At 65.4% G+C, this 22,473-nt stretch carries 25 protein-coding genes; 11 read left to right on the top strand and 14 right to left on the bottom strand.

What is annotated here, in order from left to right:
* A partial coding sequence (locus AC1DRP_RS20690) for an SMP-30/gluconolactonase/LRE family protein (RefSeq protein ID WP_476769405.1) occupies positions 1-1,061 on the bottom strand: 1,061 nt, incomplete at its 3' end.
* Between the two features lie 314 nt (positions 1,062-1,375).
* Here AC1DRP_RS20690 and AC1DRP_RS20685 point away from each other — a divergent pair.
* Together AC1DRP_RS20685 and AC1DRP_RS20680 are read left to right on the top strand one after the other, a co-directional pair.
* Positions 1,376-2,209 (top strand): sulfite exporter TauE/SafE family protein, encoded by an 834-nt coding sequence (locus AC1DRP_RS20685; RefSeq protein ID WP_441489187.1) that lies wholly within the window; start codon positions 1,376-1,378, stop codon positions 2,207-2,209.
* Between the two features lie 36 nt (positions 2,210-2,245).
* Entirely contained in the window at positions 2,246-2,722 is a 477-nt protein-coding gene (locus tag AC1DRP_RS20680) for a GNAT family N-acetyltransferase (protein WP_441506584.1), read from the top strand.
* A 47-nt stretch (positions 2,723-2,769) separates the two neighbouring features.
* On the opposite strand, the gene AC1DRP_RS20675 is transcribed toward AC1DRP_RS20680, so the two are convergent.
* Entirely contained in the window at positions 2,770-2,964 is a 195-nt protein-coding gene (locus AC1DRP_RS20675; RefSeq protein WP_441506583.1) for a DUF1289 domain-containing protein, read from the bottom strand.
* Positions 2,961-3,815, bottom strand: a complete 855-nt coding sequence (locus AC1DRP_RS20670; RefSeq protein ID WP_441506582.1) for an adenosylcobinamide-GDP ribazoletransferase — start codon at positions 3,813-3,815, stop codon at positions 2,961-2,963. Before AC1DRP_RS20670 ends, AC1DRP_RS20675 begins: the two co-directional genes overlap by 4 nt.
* 111 nt (positions 3,816-3,926) lie before the next feature.
* Here AC1DRP_RS20670 and cobT point away from each other — a divergent pair, with 111 nt between their 5' ends.
* A complete protein-coding gene (cobT, locus tag AC1DRP_RS20665; protein ID WP_441489191.1) occupies positions 3,927-4,946 on the top strand; it encodes a nicotinate-nucleotide--dimethylbenzimidazole phosphoribosyltransferase in 1,020 nt (339 codons plus the stop codon).
* Between the two features lie 104 nt (positions 4,947-5,050).
* On the opposite strand, the gene AC1DRP_RS20660 is transcribed toward cobT, so the two are convergent.
* Together AC1DRP_RS20660 and AC1DRP_RS20655 are read right to left on the bottom strand one after the other, a co-directional pair.
* Positions 5,051-6,379 carry an MFS transporter gene (locus tag AC1DRP_RS20660; RefSeq protein WP_441506581.1) on the bottom strand — a complete coding sequence of 443 codons (1,329 nt, stop codon included), beginning with the start codon at positions 6,377-6,379 and terminating at the stop codon, positions 5,051-5,053.
* 524 nt (positions 6,380-6,903) lie between these two features.
* Positions 6,904-8,421, bottom strand: coding sequence for a sensor histidine kinase (locus AC1DRP_RS20655; RefSeq protein WP_476769404.1), 1,518 nt, complete (start codon positions 8,419-8,421; stop codon positions 6,904-6,906).
* A gap of 85 nt (positions 8,422-8,506) precedes the next feature.
* Here AC1DRP_RS20655 and AC1DRP_RS20650 point away from each other — a divergent pair, with 85 nt between their 5' ends.
* From AC1DRP_RS20650 to AC1DRP_RS20630, 5 genes are all read left to right on the top strand, one after another.
* Positions 8,507-9,058, top strand: a complete 552-nt coding sequence (locus AC1DRP_RS20650; RefSeq protein ID WP_441489194.1) for a thermonuclease family protein — start codon at positions 8,507-8,509, stop codon at positions 9,056-9,058.
* Between the two features lie 199 nt (positions 9,059-9,257).
* The gene (locus AC1DRP_RS20645; protein WP_476769403.1) at positions 9,258-9,869 is read left to right on the top strand and encodes a glutathione S-transferase family protein; all 612 of its coding nucleotides are present in this window, start codon (positions 9,258-9,260) and stop codon (positions 9,867-9,869) included.
* Positions 9,869-10,336, top strand: a complete 468-nt coding sequence (locus tag AC1DRP_RS20640) for a hypothetical protein (RefSeq protein ID WP_441506580.1) — start codon at positions 9,869-9,871, stop codon at positions 10,334-10,336. Before AC1DRP_RS20645 ends, AC1DRP_RS20640 begins: the two co-directional genes overlap by 1 nt.
* Positions 10,333-10,803: a hypothetical protein gene (locus tag AC1DRP_RS20635; RefSeq protein ID WP_441506579.1), complete on the top strand. Its 471-nt coding sequence runs from the start codon at positions 10,333-10,335 to the stop codon at positions 10,801-10,803. The genes AC1DRP_RS20640 and AC1DRP_RS20635 overlap by 4 nt, the downstream gene beginning before the upstream one ends.
* Positions 10,800-11,441: a uracil-DNA glycosylase family protein gene (locus tag AC1DRP_RS20630; RefSeq protein WP_441506578.1), complete on the top strand. Its 642-nt coding sequence runs from the start codon at positions 10,800-10,802 to the stop codon at positions 11,439-11,441. The genes AC1DRP_RS20635 and AC1DRP_RS20630 overlap by 4 nt, the downstream gene beginning before the upstream one ends.
* A gap of 16 nt (positions 11,442-11,457) precedes the next feature.
* Here AC1DRP_RS20630 and AC1DRP_RS20625 read toward each other — a convergent pair whose 3' ends face one another.
* From AC1DRP_RS20625 to AC1DRP_RS20600, 6 genes are all read right to left on the bottom strand, one after another.
* Positions 11,458-12,324 (bottom strand): NAD(P)-dependent oxidoreductase, encoded by an 867-nt coding sequence (locus AC1DRP_RS20625; protein WP_476769402.1) that lies wholly within the window; start codon positions 12,322-12,324, stop codon positions 11,458-11,460.
* A gap of 125 nt (positions 12,325-12,449) precedes the next feature.
* On the bottom strand, positions 12,450-13,166 hold the full coding sequence (locus AC1DRP_RS20620; protein ID WP_441506576.1) for an ABC transporter permease: 717 nt from the start codon (positions 13,164-13,166) through the stop codon (positions 12,450-12,452).
* Positions 13,163-13,891, bottom strand: a complete 729-nt coding sequence (locus tag AC1DRP_RS20615; protein WP_069877202.1) for an ABC transporter permease — start codon at positions 13,889-13,891, stop codon at positions 13,163-13,165. The genes AC1DRP_RS20620 and AC1DRP_RS20615 overlap by 4 nt, the downstream gene beginning before the upstream one ends.
* 80 nt (positions 13,892-13,971) lie before the next feature.
* Positions 13,972-14,748: a transporter substrate-binding domain-containing protein gene (locus AC1DRP_RS20610; protein WP_441489200.1), complete on the bottom strand. Its 777-nt coding sequence runs from the start codon at positions 14,746-14,748 to the stop codon at positions 13,972-13,974.
* A 220-nt stretch (positions 14,749-14,968) separates the two neighbouring features.
* Positions 14,969-16,189 (bottom strand): ornithine--oxo-acid transaminase, encoded by a 1,221-nt coding sequence (gene rocD, locus AC1DRP_RS20605; protein ID WP_476769401.1) that lies wholly within the window; start codon positions 16,187-16,189, stop codon positions 14,969-14,971.
* A gap of 131 nt (positions 16,190-16,320) precedes the next feature.
* A complete protein-coding gene (locus AC1DRP_RS20600; protein ID WP_441489202.1) occupies positions 16,321-16,539 on the bottom strand; it encodes a hypothetical protein in 219 nt (72 codons plus the stop codon).
* A gap of 101 nt (positions 16,540-16,640) precedes the next feature.
* Here AC1DRP_RS20600 and AC1DRP_RS20595 point away from each other — a divergent pair, with 101 nt between their 5' ends.
* Positions 16,641-17,243: a TetR/AcrR family transcriptional regulator gene (locus AC1DRP_RS20595; protein WP_441489203.1), complete on the top strand. Its 603-nt coding sequence runs from the start codon at positions 16,641-16,643 to the stop codon at positions 17,241-17,243.
* A gap of 31 nt (positions 17,244-17,274) precedes the next feature.
* Here AC1DRP_RS20595 and AC1DRP_RS20590 read toward each other — a convergent pair whose 3' ends face one another.
* From AC1DRP_RS20590 to speB, 3 genes are all read right to left on the bottom strand, one after another.
* Positions 17,275-18,519 (bottom strand): MFS transporter, encoded by a 1,245-nt coding sequence (locus AC1DRP_RS20590; protein ID WP_476769406.1) that lies wholly within the window; start codon positions 18,517-18,519, stop codon positions 17,275-17,277.
* 159 nt (positions 18,520-18,678) lie between these two features.
* Complete coding sequence (locus AC1DRP_RS20585; RefSeq protein WP_069877198.1) at positions 18,679-19,164, bottom strand: Lrp/AsnC family transcriptional regulator; 486 nt, start codon at positions 19,162-19,164, stop codon at positions 18,679-18,681.
* Positions 19,161-20,213: an agmatinase gene (gene speB, locus AC1DRP_RS20580; RefSeq protein WP_441489204.1), complete on the bottom strand. Its 1,053-nt coding sequence runs from the start codon at positions 20,211-20,213 to the stop codon at positions 19,161-19,163. Before speB ends, AC1DRP_RS20585 begins: the two co-directional genes overlap by 4 nt.
* 326 nt (positions 20,214-20,539) lie before the next feature.
* Here speB and AC1DRP_RS20575 point away from each other — a divergent pair, with 326 nt between their 5' ends.
* Positions 20,540-21,625 carry a TRAP transporter substrate-binding protein gene (locus tag AC1DRP_RS20575; protein ID WP_476769400.1) on the top strand — a complete coding sequence of 362 codons (1,086 nt, stop codon included), beginning with the start codon at positions 20,540-20,542 and terminating at the stop codon, positions 21,623-21,625.
* A gap of 291 nt (positions 21,626-21,916) precedes the next feature.
* On the top strand, positions 21,917-22,473 hold a 557-nt coding region (locus AC1DRP_RS20570), incomplete at its 3' end, for a TRAP transporter substrate-binding protein (protein ID WP_476769399.1).

Genomic DNA, 22,473 nt, shown 5'->3' with positions numbered 1-22,473 from the left:
CCATTATAGCCGACGGCGCGGCCGGCATTGCTCGAGACCCAGAGATTGCCGTCGACATCGCTGCGTATCCCGTCGGGCCCGCATTTCACGCCGTCGAGCATGCAATCGGAGAAGAGCTTCTGATTGCCAAGCTTGTTGTCGGCACCGACATCGAAGACATGAATGTCGCCCTTGCCGCCGGGGCCGGTATCGCCCGGCCCCTTTCCGGTCGAGACAACGTAGAGCTTCTTGAAATCAGGCGAGAAGCAGAGCCCGTTCGGGTCCGGCACCTGTTCCTCGGTGACGACGCGGTCGATGCGGCCGGACGGGTCGATGCGATAACAGTTCGTCGGCAGTTCGCGTTTGGCCATGCCGATGCCGGCKAGCTGGCCGAGCCGCGGATTGAGCCGCCCACTCGGGTTGCTCGGACCTCCGGCKGCGTCCGGCGCGCCCTCGTAGAGTTGGCCGCCATAGGGCGGATCGGTGAACCAGTAGCTGCCGTCGGGATGGGCAACGATATCATTGGGCGAGTTCAGTTTCTTGCCCTCGAAACTGTCGGCGAGCACGGTCGCCGACCCGTCGAGCTCATAGCGCACGACGCGGCGGTTCAGGTGCTCGCAGGAGAGCTGGCGGCCCTGGAAGTCGAAGCTGTTGCCATTGCTGTTGCCTGACGGTGTGCGKAAGATGCTGACCCGTCCGTCATCTTCCAGCCAGCGCAATTGCCGATTGTTGGGGATGTCGCTCCAGACCAGATAGCGACCCTGCGCGTTCCAGGCCGGTCCTTCGGCCCAGAGCGCGCCGGTCCAGAGCCGCTGGATCGCGCTGTTGGGCTGGGCATAATTGTTGAACACCGGGTCGACCGCGAGGACGTCGGGATCGGTGAAATAGGTTGTCGGGGCGCCGTTGCGGCTGAAATCCCGGGGCGGGCTGGTAATCGTGCTGGGCGGTCCGACCGGGCCGGACGGGGCCTGGGCGAGGGCTGGGTTCGTCGCCATGGCGAGCGCGCCGGTTCCCATCGCAGCGATGAGATGTCTCCGTGAGAGCTCCGGGCGTTGCTGCGTGTCAGTCAGTTGATCTGTCATCTTTAACCTCCCTGAGTGGCTTTTGATGAGATATCCCCCCGACCCTGTGGCCTTCGTCTCCGTGCGAATATTGTCCTTTCCTGTCAGGCTAGACTTAAGGCCGCACTCAGCACTGCCAACACTGCAGCAACCGGTCGAGCCTCTGCCGCTTGCGAGCGGGATTGCAGCAGCGGCATGGACAGGCAGTCCCCTGTGCGCCCCAGGGCCATACAATCACCGAAACTGCCGCAGACATAGCGGCCTTGCCGCGCAAGCCTTGCCCCGGCGCGCAAAATCGCCCAGAGGTGGCCGCCCGCCGCCAACGGATTGTTTCTATGATTGCTGGAATCCCCTTGGGCGATCTCGCCTTTCTTGCCGTGTCGCTGGTTCTGGCCGGTGCGGTCACCGGTGTTCTCGCCGGGCTCTTCGGCGTCGGCGGCGGCGCGGTCATCGTGCCGATCCTCTACGAGGTCTTCCGCGTCATCGGCGTGCCGGAGGAGGTGCGCATGCCGCTTTGCGTCGGCACCTCGCTCGCGATCATCATCCCGACCTCGATCCGCTCCTTCAACGCCCACCGGGCCAAGGGGCTCGTCGATCTCGACATTCTCAAGGTCTGGGCGGTCCCGGTCGTGCTCGGCGTCATGGGCGGCAGCTATATCGCGCGCTATGCGCCGCCCGACCTGTTCAAGATCATCTTCGTCGCGGTCGCCGTGGTGAGCGCGATCCGCCTGCTCTTCGCCTCGGACCGCTGGAAGCTCGGCGATGACATGCCGGGCAAGGGGCTGATGACGGTCTATGGTGGCATCATCGGCGTGCTCTCTGCGCTGATGGGCATTGGCGGCGGTCAGCTCTCCAGCCTGTTCATGACGTTTTATGGCCGACCGATCCATCAGGCCGTGGCGACCTCCTCGGGCCTCGGCGTGCTGATCTCGATCCCGGGCGCGTTGGGCTATATCTATGCCGGCTGGCCGAAGATGGACGTTTTGCCGCCGCTCTCGCTCGGCTACGTCTCCTTCATCGGCTTCCTGCTCTTCATCCCGACCAGCATCTGGACGGCCCCGATCGGAGCGCGGCTGGCGCATCGGCTCTCCAAGCGCAAGCTGGAGGTCGTCTTCGGCATCTTCCTGCTCTTCGTCGCGAGCCGCTTCATCTGGTCGCTGCTGTTCTGATCGATCCGGCGAGCTGCATGCGGGGCGAGGGCGCGCATGGTCACGACCCGACTGGCGACACCGGCTGACCATCCCGGGCTGATGGCCGTGCTCGTGGAGATGCAGGGCCACTACGCGGTGCCGTGCCCTGCGCCCGAGGCCATTCTGGCAGGGCTTCGCGATCGACCCGCCGGCACCGAGATCCTGCTGGCGGTGGAGCACGCCACGATCACCGGCTTTGCCGCCGTCGCTGCGATCTATCCCGGGCCAGGCCTCCAGCCTGGCTTCTTCCTCAAGGAGCTCTATGTCGCGGCGTCCGCGCGCGGCAGCGGTTCGGGGAAGGCGCTGATGCGGGGGCTGGCGCGGCTGGCGCTCGAACGCGGCTTCCAGCGCATCGACTGGACGGCGGCGCGCGATGATCTTGGCCTGAGGGGCTTCTACGAGGCGCTCGGGGCTGCGCCGCATCCCGACAAGATCTTCTATCGGCTGACCGGCGATGCCTTGCAGCGGCTGGGGCGCGAAGCCGAGGCTTAAAGCACCGGCCCGAAAAGTGGATTGCGGTTCTCGGGAAAGCCGATGGTCTAGCCTGTCGGCTGGCTCGACCGGTCCGACGGAATCTTGCGGCGAGACAATTCGGCCATGATGGCCAGCCGCTCGGGCTCGCTCAGCCGCGACCAGTCGGCGATCTCCTGAAGCGTTCGCAGGCAGCCTTCACAGAGCCGCGATACGGGGTCGATCACACAGATCTGCACGCAGGGGCTGGAGGCGCCGCTCATTGCCAGGCAGAGCCCAGCGCGAAGGCGAAGCCGCAGGTGAGCGCGATCTCGGCGAGTTGCTGTGCTGCACCCAGAATATCGCCGGTCTGGCCGCCGATCAGGCGGCGGCCGAGCCGGGCGAGCCCCGCCAGGACGAGCACGGATAGCGCCAGGCCAAGCGCAAGGCCCGTACCCGGCAGCCCGGTGGCCAGTGTCCCTGCGACGGCGAACGCGACCGAAAGCGCCAGCGCTGTCCAGGCCGTTGCGGCGGTGGGCTGGCCAACCGCAGCCGAGGCGCCGGAGCTCCGGGCAGGGGGCTCGGTGGCGAGCAGATAGAGCGCAGTGGCGCGCGACCATGGCGCCGCGATCAGCAGCGCGGCGGCTGCAGCCAGAGATCCGAGCGCCTGGAGAATGGCCGCAAGTGCCGTCACCCGCAGCAGCAGGGAGAGCCCCAGCGCCATCGCCCCGAAGGTGCCGACGCGGCTGTCCTTCATGATCTCCAGCCGCCGTTCCGGCGTATGCCCTCCGAACAGCCCGTCGGCGGTGTCGGCAAGGCCGTCCTCGTGGAAAGCACCCGTCGTCAGTGCCGCGACCGTGACGGCAAGCGCTGCTGCCAGCGGCGGGCTGATGCCGGCCGCGCCAGCAGCTAGGAGGACAAGCGTTGCGGGCAAAGCGATGACGAGCGCAGCCAGCGGTACGGCGCGCGGCACCAGCCTGAAATCCGGCAGGCCATGCGCTGAATCCTCGCCGGGCAGGCGCGGCACCGGAAGACGCGAATAGAAACGGATGCAGATCGCAGTCGCGATCAGCCAGCCCGGCCAATGCGGCCGGCCGGCCGGCAACTCCGAGATGTCGAGAGGGGCGTCGGCCATGCGGTCTCGGTATCCTCGATTGTCTTCCGCCGTCCAAGCCTATAGCAGCAGCGGCAACCCGGCGGCCACGCCGCATCCCGCCCGATTCCATCTTTCGCGAGACATCCAGCGATGCCCGCTTCCGGCCTTCCCTTCGACGACATCCGCAATCTCATCGCCAACATGCCCGGCCCCGATATGGGTGCCGCCAATGCTGTGCGGGCCCGAGACAAGGATCTTACCAAGCCCGCCGGCAGCCTCGGCCGCATGGAGGAGATCGCCGAATGGCTTGCAGCCTGGCAAGGCAAGGCGCCCCCGCGCGTCGACCGGCCGCTGGTTTGCGTCTTCGCCGGGAATCACGGTGTCGTGGCGCAGGGCGTCTCGGCCTATCCGCAGGCGGTAACGCGCCAGATGCTGGAGAATTTTGCCGCCGGCGGCGCTGCGATCAACCAGATCTGCGCGGCCTTCGATCTCGGCTTCAAGGTCTTTGACCTGGCCCTCGACCTGCCGACCGGCGATTTCACGCAAGGTGATGCGCTCGACGAGAAGGCCTGCGTCGCGACCATGGCCTTCGGCATGGAGGCGCTTGCCGGCGGGGCCGATCTGCTCTGCCTCGGCGAGATGGGCATCGGCAACACCACGTCAGCGGCTGCGATCTACGCGGCGCTCTATGGCGGCGGCGCTGCGATGTGGTGCGGGCGCGGCACCGGCGTCGACGATGACGGTCTGAATCGCAAGATTGCCGCTGTCGAAGCGGGCCTCGCTTTCCACGCCGCGCATCTGGGCGACCCGCTGGAAGTGCTGCGCCGCCTCGGCGGTCGCGAGATCGCAGCCATTTGCGGCGCGATCATCGCCGCCCGGCTGCAGCGCATCCCGGTGATCCTCGACGGCTATGTCGTCACTGCCGCCGCTGCCGTCCTGCATGCCATCGAACCGTCCTCGATCGACCATTGCCTTGCCGGCCATCTCTCTGCCGAGGGCGCCCATCGCGAAGCGCTGCTCCGGCTCGGCAAGCAGCCGCTGCTGGCGCTCGAGATGCGGCTCGGCGAGGGCACGGGGGCGGCGCTTGCGGCAAGCCTCGTCAAGGCCGCCGCCGCCATCCATTCCGGCATGGCGACCTTCGATCAGGCGCAGGTCTCGAAGAAGGACTGAAACTGCGGGAGCCTGACGGCAGCGTTGCTCCCAAGGCTCGTCTCGAACTCAGGCCCTGAGCGCGCCGTGCGGGGCCCGGGCAGCCCCGCAAATGCGCGACCTCGTCAGGTTGCGGCCTTCGTCTCGAAGGGTTCCCAGATACTGATCTGGCGCGTTTCCGGCATCAGGAAGAGGCAGAGCACGAAGCACACGGCCGGGACGGCGATCGGGTAGATCAACGCGTAGCCGACGCTCCCGGTCGCCGCGAAGGCCGCCGACGTGATGAATGGCACCAATCCACCACCCCAGCCATTTCCGATGTGATAGGGAACCGATACCGACGTGTACCGGATCCTGGCGGGGAAGTATTCGGCGAGGAAGGCCCCGACCGGCCCGTACACCATCCCGACATAGCAAACGAGGATGAAGATGATGAAGATCGCGGTCGGAAAGTGGACATTGCCGGGTCGCGTGACCGTTCCCAGCCACAGGTACAGCGGATAGTACGTGATCGCGGCGAGCAGCATGCCGCCCAGGATCACTGGCTTGCGGCCGATGATGTCGGATAGCCAGCCGAAGAAGATCAAGCTCGGGGTTGCGAGGAGCAGCGCTGCTCCCACGATGTAGGACGAGGTCAGCGGGTCCAGCTTTGAAACCTGCTGCAGGAAATACAACGCCCAGAACTGGCCGCTGTACCAGACCACTCCCTGTCCGATCAGCACGAGGGTGGCGATCCCGACATATTTGATGTTGGAGCTGAGAAAGGCTTCCTTCCAGGGGTTCCTGGTCATCTGTCCCCTGGCCTTGATCGCCTCGAAGATCGGCGTCTCCTGGAGCTGGAGCCGGATGTAGATTGCGACGGCGACCAGAAGGAAGGATATCAAGAATGGAACGCGCCAAGCCCATGCTTTGAACGTCGCCTCGCCGAAATAGGTGCGGGTCGCGATGATCACGATGAGCGACACCACGATCCCGAGCGTCGGGGAGGTTTGCAGCCAGCCCGTGTAGTAGCCGCGGCGCTCGTCCGGAACATGCTCGGCGACATAGGTGATGGCGCCGCCATATTCGCCACCCAGGCACAGGCCCTGGATGATCCGCAAACCGAAGAGAATGAATGCGGCAGTCAGACCGATGGAGTCGTAGGTCGGGATCAACCCGATCGCCCCGGTGCCCAGCCCCATTCCGCTGAGCGTAACGAGGAAGGTGTATTTGCGGCCGACCCGATCGCCCATCCATCCGAAGAGGAATGCTCCCAGCGGACGGATCAGGAAACCGGCGGTAAACAGCGCGATCGTGCTCAGTAATGCCGCGACCGGATGACTCTGCTCGAAGAACTTGACCGACAGAATGGCGGCCAGGCTGCCGAATATGTAGAAGTCATACCATTCGATGACATTCCCCACCGATGCAGCGACGATCACGCGGCGGAAATCACTCGGGATCTGGATGGGCATGGCGCCCTCCCTTTACTTCAAGGCACTTTCTCCGGTGTTTCACGCTTGATGGCTCGCACCGCGAAATCCACGCGTGACAGCTGTGGGGTGCCGTCCGCTGCGCTTGCCGTATGAAGCTCTGTATCGCTCGAGGGGAGCTCCAACGGCCATGGGCGCCGCGAGCCGTCATTCCCTCCTACCCGCCGTGAAACAAGGGCGTAGCCGCCATTTTAATCCTTAATGGGCGGTTGCGGTATCGATTTTCTACTTGAAGCCAGCTGGGCGAGCGGTGACTGCTGGACTTGCCGGGAGCGTCAAAGTGATCGCTTCGGATGCTGTCACGGTTGGCGCGGCAGCCCCTCAGATATGCCCCACCGCCTGCCCCGGCAGCGTGGCGGATCGCGCGCCATGGCAGCGCTCATTCTCTCTCCCTTCGCGAGCGGGGAGGCCGTTCCGGCGATCTGCGTGATGGAACCGGGCAGTCTCGRCGGCCTCGTTCCATCCGATCGGAACTCCGCTCTGGCGAGCGCATCCCGTGCGCGCGCCTAAGCCGCCGATCGTGCCGGCTCGGGCAGCGCCGCCAGCGTGTCCATCACGCGCTMGGGCGGCAGGGTGATCGTCACTTCCGTGCCGGCGCGCGGCCTGGATTTCAGATGGAAGCCGCCATTATGGAGATCGAGCAGCCCCTTCACGATCGGTAGCCCCAGGCCGGAGCCCTGTTCGGCGGTCTTGATGGCGAGCGAACCGCGCCCGAAGGTCTGCAGCACGATCGGGATTTCATCCTCGGGAATGCCCGGCCCGGTGTCCGTGACCGAGACATATTGTCCGCCATTCGCCGTCCAGCCGACCTTGATGGTGATGTCGCCGCCCTGCGGCGTGAATTTGATCGCGTTGGACAGGATGTTGAGCACCGCCTGCCGGATCGCGCGCTCGTCCGCCCAGACCTTCGGCAGATCGGGCTCGGCCGCCTCGCGGATCGTTTGCCCCTTGGCCTTGGCGCGCAGCTTCAGCATGTGCCGGCATTCGTCGACCACGCCTGCCAGGCTGAGGGCCTCCTCGTTCAGCGCGTATTTGCCGGCCTCGATCCGCGAGAGATCGAGAATCTCGTTGATCAGGTTGAGCAGATGCTGGCCCGAGCCGTGGATGTCGCCCKAATATTCCTTGTAGGCCGGGTTGGCGTRAACGCCGAAGATCTCGTTCTTCATCACCTCGGAGAAGCCGAGAATGGCATTGAGCGGCGTCCGCAGCTCATGGCTCATCGTGGCGAGGAAGCGGGATTTGGCGAGGTTGGCCTCTTCGGCCTTGCGGCGCGCCTCGTCGGAATTCGCGGTCGCAGTCTCGAGCTCGGCGATCAGCGCGTCCTTCTCGGCGCGGAACTCGATGGTTGCGACCGAACTCGAATAGAGCCGGTGGGCGAGGAAGATGAAGAAGAGCTGGGCCGATGCCGCCATCAGCGCCATGGTGACGCTGTCGATGTCGGAGCGGCCCCAGAAGAACAGCGTGATGCCGATGGTGACCGGCCCCAGCCCGGAATACACCGCAAGCGGGATCGTCGCCGCCAGCATCACGGTCAGCGCGCTGACGACGAGCAGCGTCGTCATCACGAAGACCTTGGCGCCCGGTCCGTCGACCTGCGCGAACAGGACGAGGATCAGCGTCCAGGACAGGCCGTGAAAGGCTTCCGCCGCCGGCAGCAGGCGGCGCCAGCGCCGAATATTCACCTCGCCGGCCGGCTGCGCCAGGAAGCGGCGGCAAAGCAGGACCATGACCGCCGAGGCCAGGATGACGATGCCGAGCCAGGTGGTGACCTGGTAAGCCGGGACCCAGAGGCAAGCGGCGGTCGCGATGCACAACGCCAGGACCAGCGCGCCGACCGAGCCGTGCATCCGATACTGGGCGAAGACCCGCAGCAATTCGTAGTCGAAGGCGCGTTCGAGGCCGGTCGTCGAGGTCAGCCGCTCGCGCACGGACTTGACCTCGCGCGTGACGAGCTTGCGCCGCGCCAACGCCGTAGGGTCGGGACCGCGCCCTCGCTGGATCTGTTCGGCCGTCACTTCCGCCATAATCGGAACGCATGTACCTCTTCCGGCGGCAGACCCTGCACGCCCGGCTCGCCATTATGGTCTCGAAATCGTTAAGCTCTTACTGATGGCGCGCTTCGGATTCGGACGATCTCGGTATGGACCTTTCGGCTGGCGCCGCGTCAGCCGCCCGGTCGATCTGGTCGTCGCACTCGGGCTGCTCGGCCTGCTGGCGATTGCCGGCGCTGTCCTGCAATACAAGCTTGGCCCCGCCCGCATGCTTGCCGGAGCCGCCCAGGCGATCGATGGCGATTCGCTGCGGCTGAATGGCGAAGAGCTCAGGCTCGAAGGCATCGATGCCCCGGAATTCCGCCAGAGCTGTCGCGACAGCGCGGGCAGGGATGTGGATTGCGGCCGTGCCGCCCGCCGTGCCCTGCTGGCGCTGATCGGGCGCGGTCTCGTCACCTGCGACATCGGCCGGGTCGATCGCTACGGCCGCGGCCTCGCACGCTGCAGGCAGGGCGAGACCGATATCAACGCCGCGATGGTGCGGCAGGGCCATGCCGTCGCCTATGGTGATTATCGCAGCGAGGAAGACGAGGCGCGAGCCGCCGGGCGCGGCATCTGGGCGCTGCAGTTCGAGCGGCCGGAGGCGTGGCGCAAGGCTCATCCGCGGTAGAGCATTGGACCGAAAAGTGGAATCCGGTTTTCGGAAAATCCGATGCTTAAGCAAGGAGCTGGATCGCCGATCCTGCGTCCGAACGGACGCAGGGCGACTCTAGCGCGCATGGCTGCGCCATCACGAATGGGTTTGAAATGGTTGACCGCCGGACCTCCGCCATGGTCGGGTTCGCACGCGGTTTCCGATGAGGTTGACGATGAAGCTCTATGATGGCGGGCGCGCGCCCAATCCGCGGCGGGTCCGCATCTTCTTCGCAGAGAAGGGCGTTCCCCTGCCGGAGCTCGTGCCGGTCGATATCACCCGGAAGGAACACCTCACGCCCGAATTCGCCCGCATCAACYCGCTGAAGCGCCTGCCGGTGCTCATGCTCGACGATGGAACGGCGCTTGCCGAGACGATTGCGATCTGCCGCTATCTCGAAAGCCTGCATCCCCAACCCGTGCTCTTCGGTGGGGATGCCAAGGAACAGGCGCAGATCGAGATGTGGAACCGGCGCGTCGAGCTGGGCCTGTTCAGCAGTGTCATGTCTGTCTTCCGGCACAGCCACCCGTCGATGGCGGAGCTCGAGCATCAGGTGCCGGAATGGGCCGAGGCCAGCCGCGAGCAGATCGATGACCACCTCCTGATCATGGAGCTCCAGCTCGCGGGTAGCCGCTTCCTGTCCGGGGATCGGTTCACGGTGGCCGATATCACTGGAGGCATCGCCGTCGACTTCATGAAGCCGTCCCGGGTTCGGTTGCCTGAGGAATGCGTCAACATCCGCCGGTGGCATGACGAAGTGTCTGCGCGGCCAAGCTGGAAGGCCTGATGCGACCGGTCTTCGCCATTCTGGCGCTGCTGGTGCTGGTCCAGCCCTCCGTCGCGGCCGAACGGCTGAACGGCGAGGCGATCAAGCGAGCCTTCGAGGGCAACACGGTGAGCGGCCGCTACACCAATGGCGGGTTCTTCACCGAGTATCATGAGCCGGATGGCCGCGCACTCGGCCATAATGGCTGGCAGCCGAACAAGGATGCCTGCTGGATCACGAAGGAGGATCAGGTCTGCTACTACTATGGCCCTCCCAGCGACCGCACGGTGCATTGCTTCACGGTCGAGCTGACGGATCGGCTCTATGTCCTGCGCAATGTCTCGAACGGGCAGATCAATGCTCTTGCCACGATCGAGCCCGGCAATCCGCGCGGGCATTCCGACAAGGGGGAGCCCTGGTATTGCGACGGCCTGATCTCGCGGGCACCTGAGGTCCCGATGTCACGGCGCAGGCTTGCCTCGCGATGATGCGTCTGCTGCTCCTTGCGGCCGCGCTCATGCTTCAGGCCGCCGCCAACTCTCCGGTGACGGCCGCGGAGCGCCTGAGCGGCGAGGACATCCGCCGTGTCTTCGAAGGCAATACCGTCAGCGGCCGCTACAATAACGGCATGCCGTTCAGCGAGTACCATCACGCCGACGGCCGGGCGAGCGGACATAACCGGCACGTGCCGAACCGCGACGCCTGCTGGACGACCACACCGGACGCGGTCTGCTATTACTACGGACCGCCCGAGCAGCGTCGCACCTATTGCTTCACGGTCGAGCGCAGCGGAGGCCTCTATGTCCTGCGCAACCGGCCGAGCGGCCGCATCAACGGCATCGCCACCATCGAAGCGGGTGACCCGCATGGCTATGCGACCAGCGCCAAGATCTGGACCTGCGACGGCCTGATCTCGCAGCGGCGCGGGGAGCCGTCCCGTCTGGCGGCGCGATGAAGTCGGATCGGGAGCGCCCATCGGAAACGCTCGCCGCGGTGCTGCAGGAACTGGCTGCCTGCCGCATCTGTCGCGACGAGCCGCGCTTCCAGCCGCCGCTTCCGCATGAGCCGCGCCCGGTGATCCAGGCCTCGCCGACGGCCAGGCTCTGCATTGCCGGCCAGGCGCCGGGCACCCGCGTCCATGCCAGCGGCAAGCCGTTCACCGATCCGTCCGGTGTCCGGCTGCGGCAATGGCTCGGGCTCGACGAAGCGGCGTTCTACGACGCAGCCAGGGTCGCGGTCGTGCCGATGGGCCATTGCTTCCCGGGGCTCGACGCGCAGGGCGGGGATCTGCCGCCGCGCCGCGAATGCGCACCGATCTGGCGCTCACGCGTGCTTGCGGCGATGCCGCAGGTCGAGCTCGTGCTCGCCATCGGCCGCTATGCGCAGGCCTGGCATCTCGGCGCGAAGGCGGGCGCCAATCTCTCCGCCACGGTCGCGGGCTGGCGCGCGATCCTGGCGGAGCCGCGCCGCCCCCGCGTGCTGCCGCTGCCGCATCCCTCCTGGCGCAACAACGCCTGGCTGAAGCGCAATCCCTGGTTCGAGGCGGAGCTTCTGCCGGTGTTGCGCGAGGAGGTGGCGCGGCTGGTCCTGTGAACGCGGAGAGCCCCGCTCAATCCTCGAGGCGCGCAATCAGGCTGGACGTATCCCAGCGCCTGCCGCCCATCTTCTGGACTTCGGCATAGAACTGGTCGACCAGCGCGGTGACCGGGAGCTGGGCGCCGTTGCGACGCGCCTCCTCGAGCACGATGTCGAGGTCCTTGCGCATCCAGTCGACGGCGAAGCCGAAGTCGAATTTCCCGGCATTCATGGTCTTGCCGCGGTTCTCCATCTGCCACGAGCCGGCGGCACCCTTGGAAATCACCTCCAGCATGGACTCGACATCGAGGCCGGCGCGCTTGGCGAAATGAATGCCCTCGGACAGCCCCTGCACCAGTCCGGCGATGCAGATCTGGTTGACCATCTTGGTGAGCTGGCCAGAGCCGGCCGGGCCCATCAGCTTACACATCCGCGCGAAGGCACCGATCACCGGCTCGACCCGGGCATAGGTTTCCGGGGCGCCGCCGCACATCACGGTCAGCACGCCGTTCTCGGCGCCGGCCTGGCCACCGGAGACCGGTGCATCGATGAAGCCGAAGCCGCCGGCCTTCGCGGCCGCGTCGAGTTCGCGGGCGACGCCAGCCGAGGCCGTGGTGTGGTCGACGAAGACAGCGCCCTTCGCCATGCCCGCAAAGGCTCCGGCTTCGCCGGTGGTCACGGAGCGCAGATCGTCGTCATTGCCGACGCAGGCGAAGACGATCTCCTGGCCCCTGGCCGCCTCGGCCGGTGTCGGGGCGGATCTGCCGCCATGCTGCGCCACCCAGGCCTGGGCCTTGGCCGCGTTGCGGTTATAGACGGTGACGTCGTGGCCCTTGGCCTTGAGATGGCCGGCCATGGGGTAGCCCATGACGCCGAGACCGAGGAAGGCAACCTTAGCCATGTTCCGCTCCGCTGATAGGTTCTGGTTTCGCTTCGGCCTGTAGCGCGCGCGACCCGTAGGGGGAAGTCGCGCGGACGCCAAGGCACTTTGTCAGGAATGGAGAGGGGGCGCGCGGCGCGCCCCGCTCAGCGTAGCGCCATATGCCGCGTCAGCCTGAGTTCCAGCCGGTCCCAGACCCGCCGGATCACCTCGACCAGAAGAAGATAGATCAGCGCGGCGTAGAGATAGATCGTGAGATCGAAGGACCGGGCGAAGGCGAGCCTTGTCGCGCCCATGAGGTCGAACAGCGTGACGAGCGAGGCGATTGCGCTGGCCTTGATCATCACGATCAGCTCGTTGCCGAGTGGCCTGAGCGCCAGGATCATCGCCTGGGGCATGATCACAAGGCGCAAGGTCGACCAGCGATGCAGCCCGAGCGCCATGGCGCCTTCGAACTGGCCGCGCGGGATCGACTGGATGGCGCCGCGCAGGATTTCGGCCTGATAGGCGGCCGTGTTCACGGTGAAGGTCAGCAGYGCGCAGTAGAACGGCTCCCGGAAGAACCACCACAGCCCGACATCCTGCCAGAACAGCCGGAATTGGCCGAGCCCGTAATAGACCAGGAAGAGCTGGCACAGCAGCGGCGTGCCGCGGAAGAAGGTGGTGTAGCCGTTGATCGCGGCCTTGGCCCAGCGCGGCCCGTAAAGCCGTGCGATGGCGAGCCCGAGTGCCAGCACAAAGCCGATCGCGACCGAGATTATGACCAGCTCGAAGGTCACCCACAGGCCGCTCGCCATCCGGCAGCCGTAGTTCTGGAAAACCTCGCTGCCGAAGAGATAGCCCGGATATTCGCACCAGCTCATCGCGTCGCTCCACCAAAGGCAGCAAAGCCGCGATTGGCGCGGATCTCGAGACGCCCGACGCCCCAGGCCGAGATCAGCGAGAAGAACAGGTAGATCAGCATCGCCGCACCGAAGAACAGGAACGGTTCCTTGGTCGCGACATTGGCGCGGGTGGTGATGAACATGATGTCGGGCAGGGTGATGACCGAGACCAGCGAGGTCTCCTTCAGCAGCACCATCCAGTTATTGCCCAAGCCGGGCAGCGCCACCCGGATGAGCTGGGGGAAGACCACGAGGCGGAAGGCCTGCCCTTTGCTCAGGCCGAGCGCGGCGGCGGCCTCGCGCTGGCCCTTCTGGATCGAGTTGAGGGCGCCGACCCAGACCTCGCTGGAGAAGGCGGAGAGCACCACGCCGAGCGCCACCATGCCGGCGACGAAGGGTGGCATGCTGAAATTGCCGGGCAGGCCGAGCGAGACCCAGGCCTTCTGCAGCACGATCTGGATGCCGAAATAGATGATGTAGAGCGTCAGAAGCTCCGGCACCCCGCGGAAAACGGTCGTGTAGACCGTGGCCAGCCAGCGCAGAACAATGTTCTCGGAGCGCTTGCCGAGCGCGACGATCAGGCCCAGCAGCAGGCCGAAAGGCAGGGTTGCCAGCGCGATTGCGATGGTGATCCCGGCGCCCTGGAGCAGGGCGAGGCCCCAGCCGCCGTCGCCGAAACCGAGCAGTGCGAGTTTGTCGAACATGGATAAGCCGGCGAGGGGAGGGAAATGGACCACCGCCGGCGCGCGAGGCACGCCGACGGGGTTCGGTCAGCCGGCTATTGTCACAGGATAGGGAACTTGAACCACTTGTCCTGGATCTTCTTGTGCGAGCCGTCGGCGATCGATTCGGCGATCGCCTTGTCCCACATCGCCTTCAGTTCAACATCGGCCTTGCGCACCGCGCCGGCCGTGCCGGGGCCGTGGATGGTGGCGTCACGCGGAACGTCGGCCGCCTTCTTGCAGCAATCCTTGCCCTTGCCATTGAGGAAGTCCTCGAGCGAGAGCGAGTCGGCGATGATGTAGTCGAGCCGCCCATTCGCCAGGTCGAGATTCGCCTCTTCCTGGGTCGGGTACAGGCGGATGGTCGAATCCTTGTAGAACTTCTCGAGGAAGTTGGCGTGGATGGTCGAGCCCTGCGTGCCGATGGCCTTGCCCTTCAGGGCTGCCGGCGAGATGTCGGTTCCAGCCGACTTGGCGCTGATCGCCCAGATCGGGGTCTTGGTGTAGACCGCGGTGAAGTCGACCTGCTTCTTGCGCTCATCGGTGGCGTTCATGCCGGCGATGATGATGTCGTATTTATTGGCGAGCAGCGCCGGGATGATGCCGTCCCAGTCCTGGACCACCCAGGTGCATTTCACCTTCATCTTCTCGCAAAGCATGTTCGCGTAGTCGATCTCGAAGCCTTCGAGTTCCTTCTTGGCGTTGAGATTGTTGAAGGGGGGATAGGCGCCTTCGGTGCCGATCCGGATCTCCTTCCACTCCTTTGCCTGGGCCAGGACGCCAGTGGCGCCGGCAGCCGTCAGCACAGCGGCGGCGATCAAACGAACGAAACCTTTCATGGTACCTCCCACAGGTTTGACCGGCCGGGCGTTTCGAGTTCCCGTGTCCGGCTTGTGCTTACAGATTGTGCGATCCTGTGCCCTGCCCGCAAGTGGGGGCATGCAGCTTTTCTGAGCGAAGCCGCTTAAAGGGGAGGCAGCGCAAATCATTGATTTTATTGATTGTTTATGCCCCTGTCTGATTCCGCGCGGATTGTGCCTGCGCGCTTCGACACCGTGCTCAGGCTGCGCTGGCCCTGCGCTGTCCGCCAAACGCGGCAAAGACTGCCTCGCAGCGGTCGAGTCCCCAGTCCAGTTCCGCCCGGCTGATCGTCAGCGGCGGGGCGAATCGGATGACCGTCTCGTGCGTTTCCTTGGTCAGCACGCCGGCGCTGGCCAGTGCCTTGACGAGCGCCTTGGCGGAACCCACTGCCGGATCGATATCGACGCCGATCCACAGACCGGCTCCCCGGACGTCCCGCGCGATACCGCGGGTCATCGCGGCAAGGCGCTGCTTCATGTGAGCGCCCTGTTCGGCGGAGCGCTGCACCAGCCGCTCTTCCTCGATGATCTTGAGCGACTCCAGCCCGATCGCGGCGGCGAGCGCGTTGCCGCCGAAGGTCGAGCCATGCGAGCCGGGCTCGAACAGGCGCATGACATCCCGAGAGGCAAGGAAGGCCGAGACGGGATAGACACCGCCGCCAAGCGCCTTGCCGACGATCAGGCCGTCCGCTCGGATGCCCTCATGCTGATGCGCGAACCAGCGCCCGGTGCGTCCGAGCCCGGACTGGATCTCGTCGAGGATCAGCAGGACGTTGTGGCGGTCGCAGAGTTCGCGCAACCGCTTGAGATAGCCCGCAGGCGGCATGACGATGCCCGCCTCTCCCTGGATCGGCTCGATCATGATGGCGGYGGTGCGGGGGGTGATCGCCGCCTCGACGGCCGCTGAATCACCGAAGGGCACCGTCACGAAGCCCGGTGCGAAGGGGCCGAAACCGTCGCGATAGCTGTTCTCGGAGGAGAAGCCGACGATCGTCGTGGTACGCCCGTGGAAATTACCCGCGGCGACGATGATCTCGGCCTGATCCCTGGCGATATCCTTGACCCGGTAGCCCCAGCGCCGTGCCGCCTTGATGGCGGTTTCGACCGCCTCGGCGCCGGTGTTCATCGGCAGCGCCATGTCCTGGCCCGATACGGCGCAGAGCTTCTCGAGGAAGGGGCCGAGAGGTTCGCAGTGGAAGGCCCGGCTCGTCACCGCGAGCTTGCGCGCCTGTTCGCTCAGGACCTTGAGAATACGCGGGTGACCGTGGCCCAGGCTGACGGCCGAATAGCCGCTCATCATGTCGAGCCGTTTCACCCCGGAGGTATCGGTCAGCCAGACACCCTCGCCATGTGAGAGCATGATCGGCAGTGGCGCGTAGTTGGCGGCACAGACCTGCTGCTCGAGCGCGATTGCATCCATGGTCGTTCTCCCTCGTTCCAGCGAGGGTAAATCTGCCGAGACGACCGGTTCGTGTTGGAATCAGCTCCATCGGCGGCCGATTCTGTCGAGTGAGCGACAGAATCGGACACGCCAGCGCCGCATGGACGTGGCTAGGCCGTGCCGCGACGCGCGATCGGTATGACGAGATAGACCATGCCGAGCACCATGGGCGGCACGGCCAGCGCGGTGACCGACCAGGTCGACCAGCCGGCCGTCAGGGGAGCAAGCAGGCTCAGCAGGGCGTTGATGAGAAGATAGGCGCCGACCATGAGCGTGCCCAGGAAGCGAAGCCTGGCGAGGATGCCGGGGAGTGATGACGATTGAGACATGCTCTTCTCCAAAACGAAACGTACCGTTTCGATATATTGATATGCACAGCCCGTTTCGTTATGCAAGAGGCGGATGACATAAAGGAGTCGCGTCGTCACTCATGAGCGGGATCGATCAGCCCACGCCACGGCGCGCCTCGATTGGGGCCAAGCGCAGTCCGGCCTCTGAGGCTGCGATTCTCGCCGCGGCCCGCGCCGTGCTGGCTGAAGGGGGCTATGCGGGTTTCTCGATCGACGCCGTCTCCCGGCGCGCGGGTGCCGGCAAGCCGACGATCTATCGGTGGTGGAAGACGCGCGCCGATCTGCTCATGGACGTCTATGACGCCGAGAAGGCGTCTATGCTGACGCAGCCGATGACGGGGGACCTGACGGGGGACCTGGTCGCCTATACCGAGGGGCTCTGGGACTTCTGGTCGGCAACGCCATCAGGCCGGACCTTTCGCGCCCTCATCGCCGAAGCCCAATCGAACAGCGCCGCTCTCGACGCCCTGCGCCTGAAATTCCTGCCGAAGCGGACACTCCACCTGAGCAAGCTCTTCACCGCTGCGGCCGGGCGAGGCGAGATTGCCGAAAGCGAGATCGAGACGCGGCTCGCGCTCTATATCGGCTTCAACTGGTACTATGTCCTGACCGACCGCCTCGACGAGGGGCGGGCGGCCATTCCTGCGGCCATGAGTCTGATCGCAGCGCCAGCGTCCCGCTGACGGGACGCTTGGCAGGGGCTTATTGGAGACGCTATTCGCCCGGGGCGAGCGCTGCCCTGCCTGCCTCGCTGGCCTGCATGTCCCACAGCGTCAGCAGCCAGATCGCGAAGCCACCGAGCGCGAGCGCGCTGCCGACCCAGCCCGTCGAGGTCCAGCCATAGCCGGAGGCAATCGCCATGCCGGCGAGCAGGGGGCCGAGCGCATTGGCGAGGTTGAAGGCGCTGTGGTTCAACGCGGCAGCGAGGGTTTGCGCGTCCTCCGCGACATCCATCAACCGGGTTTGCAGAGGCGTGCCAAGGCCGCCGCCACAGCCGATCATGAAGACCACGATCGAGACGGTCCAGATATTGCCGGCGGCGAGCGGAAACAGGGCGAGCGAGGCCGCGCTCCAGAGCAGGATGCCACCGACCGACGGCATCAGGGCCCGGTCCGCCGCCCAGGCACTGACGATCGTGCCAACGGTCATGCCGAGCCCGAAGATGGCGAGCACGACCGGCACCATGCCCGGCGCGACATGCGTGACCTCCATCAGTGTCGAGGCGACATAGGTGTAGACCGCGAACATGCGGCCGAAGCCGATCGCGCCGATCGCCAGCGTCAGCCAGACTTGCCTGTGCCGAAGCGCGCCGAGTTCGCGCAGCGGGCTCGCCCCGGGCTGCGGCCTGTCCTTCGGTGCGAACGCCGCGACCAGAATGACGGTGAGGAGGGCCAGGGCCGCAACGACGCCAAAGCCCCAGCGCCAGCCGAGCGCGAGGCCCAGCCAGTTGGCGAGGGGCACGCCGAGAATGGTGGAGATCGTCAGCCCCAGCATGACGCGGGCGACCGCCTGCGAACGCCGGTTCTTCGGCACCAGCGAGGCGGCGACCAGGGCTGCGACGCCGAAATAGGCGCCGTGCGGCAGGCCGCTGAGAAAGCGGAAGACGAGCATCCAGCCATAGGTGGGAGCAAGCGCGCTCAAGCCGTTGGTGATGGCGAAGGCCGCCATCAGCCCGATCAGCAGCGTCCGCCGCGAGAGTTTTGCCGCGAGCACTGCGATGACGGGGGCGCCGGCAACGACGCCGAGCGCATAGGCGCTGATCACGTGCCCGGCGGTCGGCCCGTCGACGCCGAGGCCGACTGAGAAATAGGGCAGCAGGCTCATGACCGCGAATTCGGCCGTCCCGATGGCGAAGCCACCCATCGCCAATGCGAACAGAACGAGGCTGGTGCGTTGAGCCGGCGCGGCAAGCGATCCTGCTGGGCGCGCGACAGCCGCTCCCGTGCTGGAGGAGGTCATGGAATTCGTCCGGGTGATGAAGGCGCGATGCTGCGGCGCGATGTTCACGCTGCGCTGCAATATATTGTCTCCGACATGCGTTCGACGCAAGAGCCCAAGGGCTCAATCGCGCGTAGGGCAGGGCGCCATGAATTCAGGGCATGGCGCCCGCTGCGCTGCTTACTGCTCCGCCAGGGGGTATCCGTCGAAGTCCTTCAGCGCCTTCAGTGCGAAGGTGGTGGCAATCTTGGCCACGCCGAGCTGCGCATCGGCCAGCCAGGTCCCCGTCAGTTCCTCATACTCCGCCAGTGAATCCGCGACGATGCGGGCAAGATAATCCGCCTCGCCGCTGACCACCTGCACCTCGACCACGTCCGGACAGGCCCTCAAGACCTTCTCGACCCGTTCGCGCCGCCCGACCGAGTGGTCGCGCAGCGAGATCTGCGCGAAGGCGACGATGGCGTGGCCCGCGATCTCCGGCGACAGCCTCGCGCCATAGCCGAGGATCAGCCCCGAGGCTTCGAGCTTGCGCACGCGCTCGAGGCAGGGGCGGGCGGACAAGCCGACCCGCTCCGAGAGCGCCTGATTGGTGATGCGGCCCTCCGCGCGCAGGATCGTGACGATCCTGCGGTCGATCGCGTCGAGCTGGACGGCCTTGCGTTTCACGGCCTGCCCTTGCCGGCAGCGCGCGCCTCGGCGATCAGGCAGAGTTCGGCGAACAGGACCTGCGCCGCGCATTGGGCCGTATTCGAGGTCGCGTCATATTGCGGCGCGACTTCAACCACGTCAGCCGCGACGATATCGCGGCCCTTGAGGCCGCGCAGGATCGCAAGGGCCTCGCGCGGCGTCAGGCCGCCGACCTCGGGCGTGCCGGTGCCGGGCGCGAAGGCCGGGTCGAGCGAATCGACATCGAAGGAGACATAGGTCGGCCCGTCGCCGATCACGGCAAGCGCCTTTGCGATCACCGCATCGAGCCCCATGCGGTCGACCTCATCGGCATGGATCACGGTCATGCCGGACTCGTAGGAGAACTCCCAGAGATACTCGGCGCCGCCGCGGATGCCGATCTGGATGACGCGCTCGGGATCGAGCACACCATCGAGTACGGCCTGCCGGAATGGCCCGCCATGATGGAATTTCGAGCCTTCATAGGGCCCGGACGTGTCGCAATGCGCGTCGATATGAACCATGCCGACCGGGCGCTTCTCGCCGACGGCCTTGAGGATCGGATAGGTGATCGAATGGTCGCCACCGACCGCAAGCGTCGAGACGCCGGCCTTCACGATCGTCTTGAAAGTCGCTTCGATATCCTCGTGGCAACTCTCGAGCGAATAGCGCGAGCGGAAGGGCACGTCGCCGATATCGGCAACCTTGAGCTGGCCGAAGGGCGCCATGCCGGTGACGTGATCCATCGGCCCCATGCGCTCGACGGCCCGGACCGCGCGCGGCCCCAGCCGCGTGCCGGCACGGTTCGTGACGCCGAGATCCATCGGCAGGCCAATGATCGCGACGTCGAGCCCGCCGAGATCGGGCTTGCTCAGTGCATCGGGCTGGTAGGGCGCGCTGATGAAGGTCGCAACGTCGGAGAAGGGCCATTTCCGACGGTCGCCCTTGAACTGGTCGGCAGCGACCTTGGCGAAGCGCGGGTCGTGGATGTCGCCCCCGCTCGCGCCGGCATAGCGGGCTCTCAGCCTGGCGAGTTTGTCCTGATCCATGTCGCGTCTCTCATCAATTTGTCTGCATTGCGCGATCGGAGGTTGACCGGGCCCCGCGAAAGTACCATGCGCTTCGTGTGCAGCCGTGCCATGCCTTGAGCGCAATTGTCGAGGCGTCTGGGTTGGTTGACGGTGATGCGATGTTTGGGGAGAGCTGCGCAAATCTTGTGCAGGCGCGGATCGGCGGCAGGAATGAAAGTTTGGATCAACCAAACATGCCCGCAAGATCGACTGCATTCCTAGCCAGAATGATCCTTGAAACTTCGCCGTAACGGGACCGAACCCGCCTGCGCATCGCAAAGTCGAAATCCGAGGAGATGTCCATAATGAAGCGTCGTCAATTTATTCAGGCCGCCACTGCTGGCGCTGCGGCCTCCGCTGTCGCCATGCCGGCCGTTGCGCAGTCGAAACCGGAAGTGAAATGGCGCCTGGCGTCGAGCTTCCCGAAGTCTCTCGACACGATCTATGCCGGCGCCGAGATCATGGCCAAGATGGTCTCCGAACTGACCGACGGCAATTTCCAGATCCAGGTCTTCGCGGCGGGCGAAATCGTTCCCGGCCTGCAGGCGGCGGATGCCGTCACCAACGGCACGATCGAGATGGCGCACACCGTCTCTTATTACTATGTCGGCAAGGATCCGACCTTCGCGATTCCCGCATCGGTGCCGTTTGGTCTCAACGCCCGCATGCAGAATGCCTGGCTCTATCAGAACGGCGGCAATGAGCTGTTCAACGAGTTCTTCAAGAAGTTCAACATCTACGGCCTGCCCTGCGGCAATACCGGCGCGCAGATGGGCGGCTGGTTCCGCAAGGAATTCAAGACCGTTGCCGATCTTCAGGGCCTGAAGATGCGCATCGGCGGTATCGCCGGCCAGGTTCTGGCCAAGCTCGGCGTCGTGCCGCAGCAGCTCGCCGGTGGCGACATCTATCCGGCGCTGGAAAAGGGCACGATCGACGGCGCCGAGTGGGTCGGCCCCTATGACGACGAGAAGCTCGGCTTCTCCAAGGTCGCGCCGTACTACTACTATCCGGGCTTCTGGGAAGGCGGGCCGACGGTCCATGCCTTCGTCAACCTGGAGAAGTGGAACGCCCTTCCCAAGGCCTACCAGGCAGCCCTGACCGCCGCCTGCACCTATGCCAACACGCAGATGGGCGCGCGTTATGATGTCGTGAACCCGCCGGCGCTGAAGCGCCTGGTCGGTGCCGGCACACAGCTGCGCCCGTTCTCGCAGGAGATCCTCGAAGCCAGCCTCAAGGCCACGAACGAACTCTACGCCGAGATCTYGGCCAAGAACCCGGACTTCAAGAAGGCCATCGATACGATGACCGCTTTCCGCTCGGACCAGTATCTCTGGTGGCAGGTCGCGGAACTGACCTTCGACGTCTTCCAGGTGCGTTCGCGCGCGCGCTGAGATCGGCAACATCGACTGAGATCTTCTCGGTCGAGATCAACGCGAAAGCCCGGCGCAAGCCGGGCTTTTTCTTTGGTCGTTCGCGCGAGATCGGTCTTCCCTTCGGGGCAGGCGGGCCGGTCTTGTTTGACGGAACTCGCTTTCCCCTGCGACGAAAGTACTATCCTGCAAAAAATGCATAGGGGGCATGCTTTCCACTTGCGCGGATCACAGGACCTGCTTTTCTGGAGCGCGCGCGCAAAGCCGGATCAACCGGTGCCGCTGAACGTCTCTGAGGGGAGAAAAATCCAGATGAAGCGTCGCCATTTCTTGAAGGTTGCCGGGGCGGGGGCTGCCGCTGGCGCCATTGCCAGCCCGGCCATCGCCCAGCCTATGCCTGAGCTGAAATGGCGAGTGACCTCGTCATTCCCGAAATCCCTCGACACGATCTACGGCGCTTCCGAGATTCTCGCGAAGGCCGTGTCGGAAGCGACCGACGGGAATTTCCAGATCCAGGTCTTCGCAGCCGGCGAAATCGTTCCCGGCCTGCAGGCCGCCGATGCGGTGACCAATGGCACTGTCGAGATGTGCCACACCGCTTCCTATTACTATGTCGGCAAGGATCCGACCTTCGCCTTCGGCACTGCGGTGCCGTTCGGCCTCAATGCGCGCCAGCAGAATGCCTGGTTCTACCATGGCGGCGGCAATGAATTGCTCAACGAATTCTACAAGAAGCACAACATCTACGCGATTCCCGGTGGCAATACCGGCTGCCAGATGGGCGGCTGGTTCCGCAAGGAGATCAAGACCGTCGCCGATATGCAGGGCGTGAAGATGCGCATCGGCGGCTTCGCCGGACAGGTCATGAG

The organism is Allobosea sp. 01N443, assembly GCF_056399325.1.
Note: the sequence above shows the minus strand (reverse complement) of the source record. Positions and strands in the feature narration are given on the sequence as shown.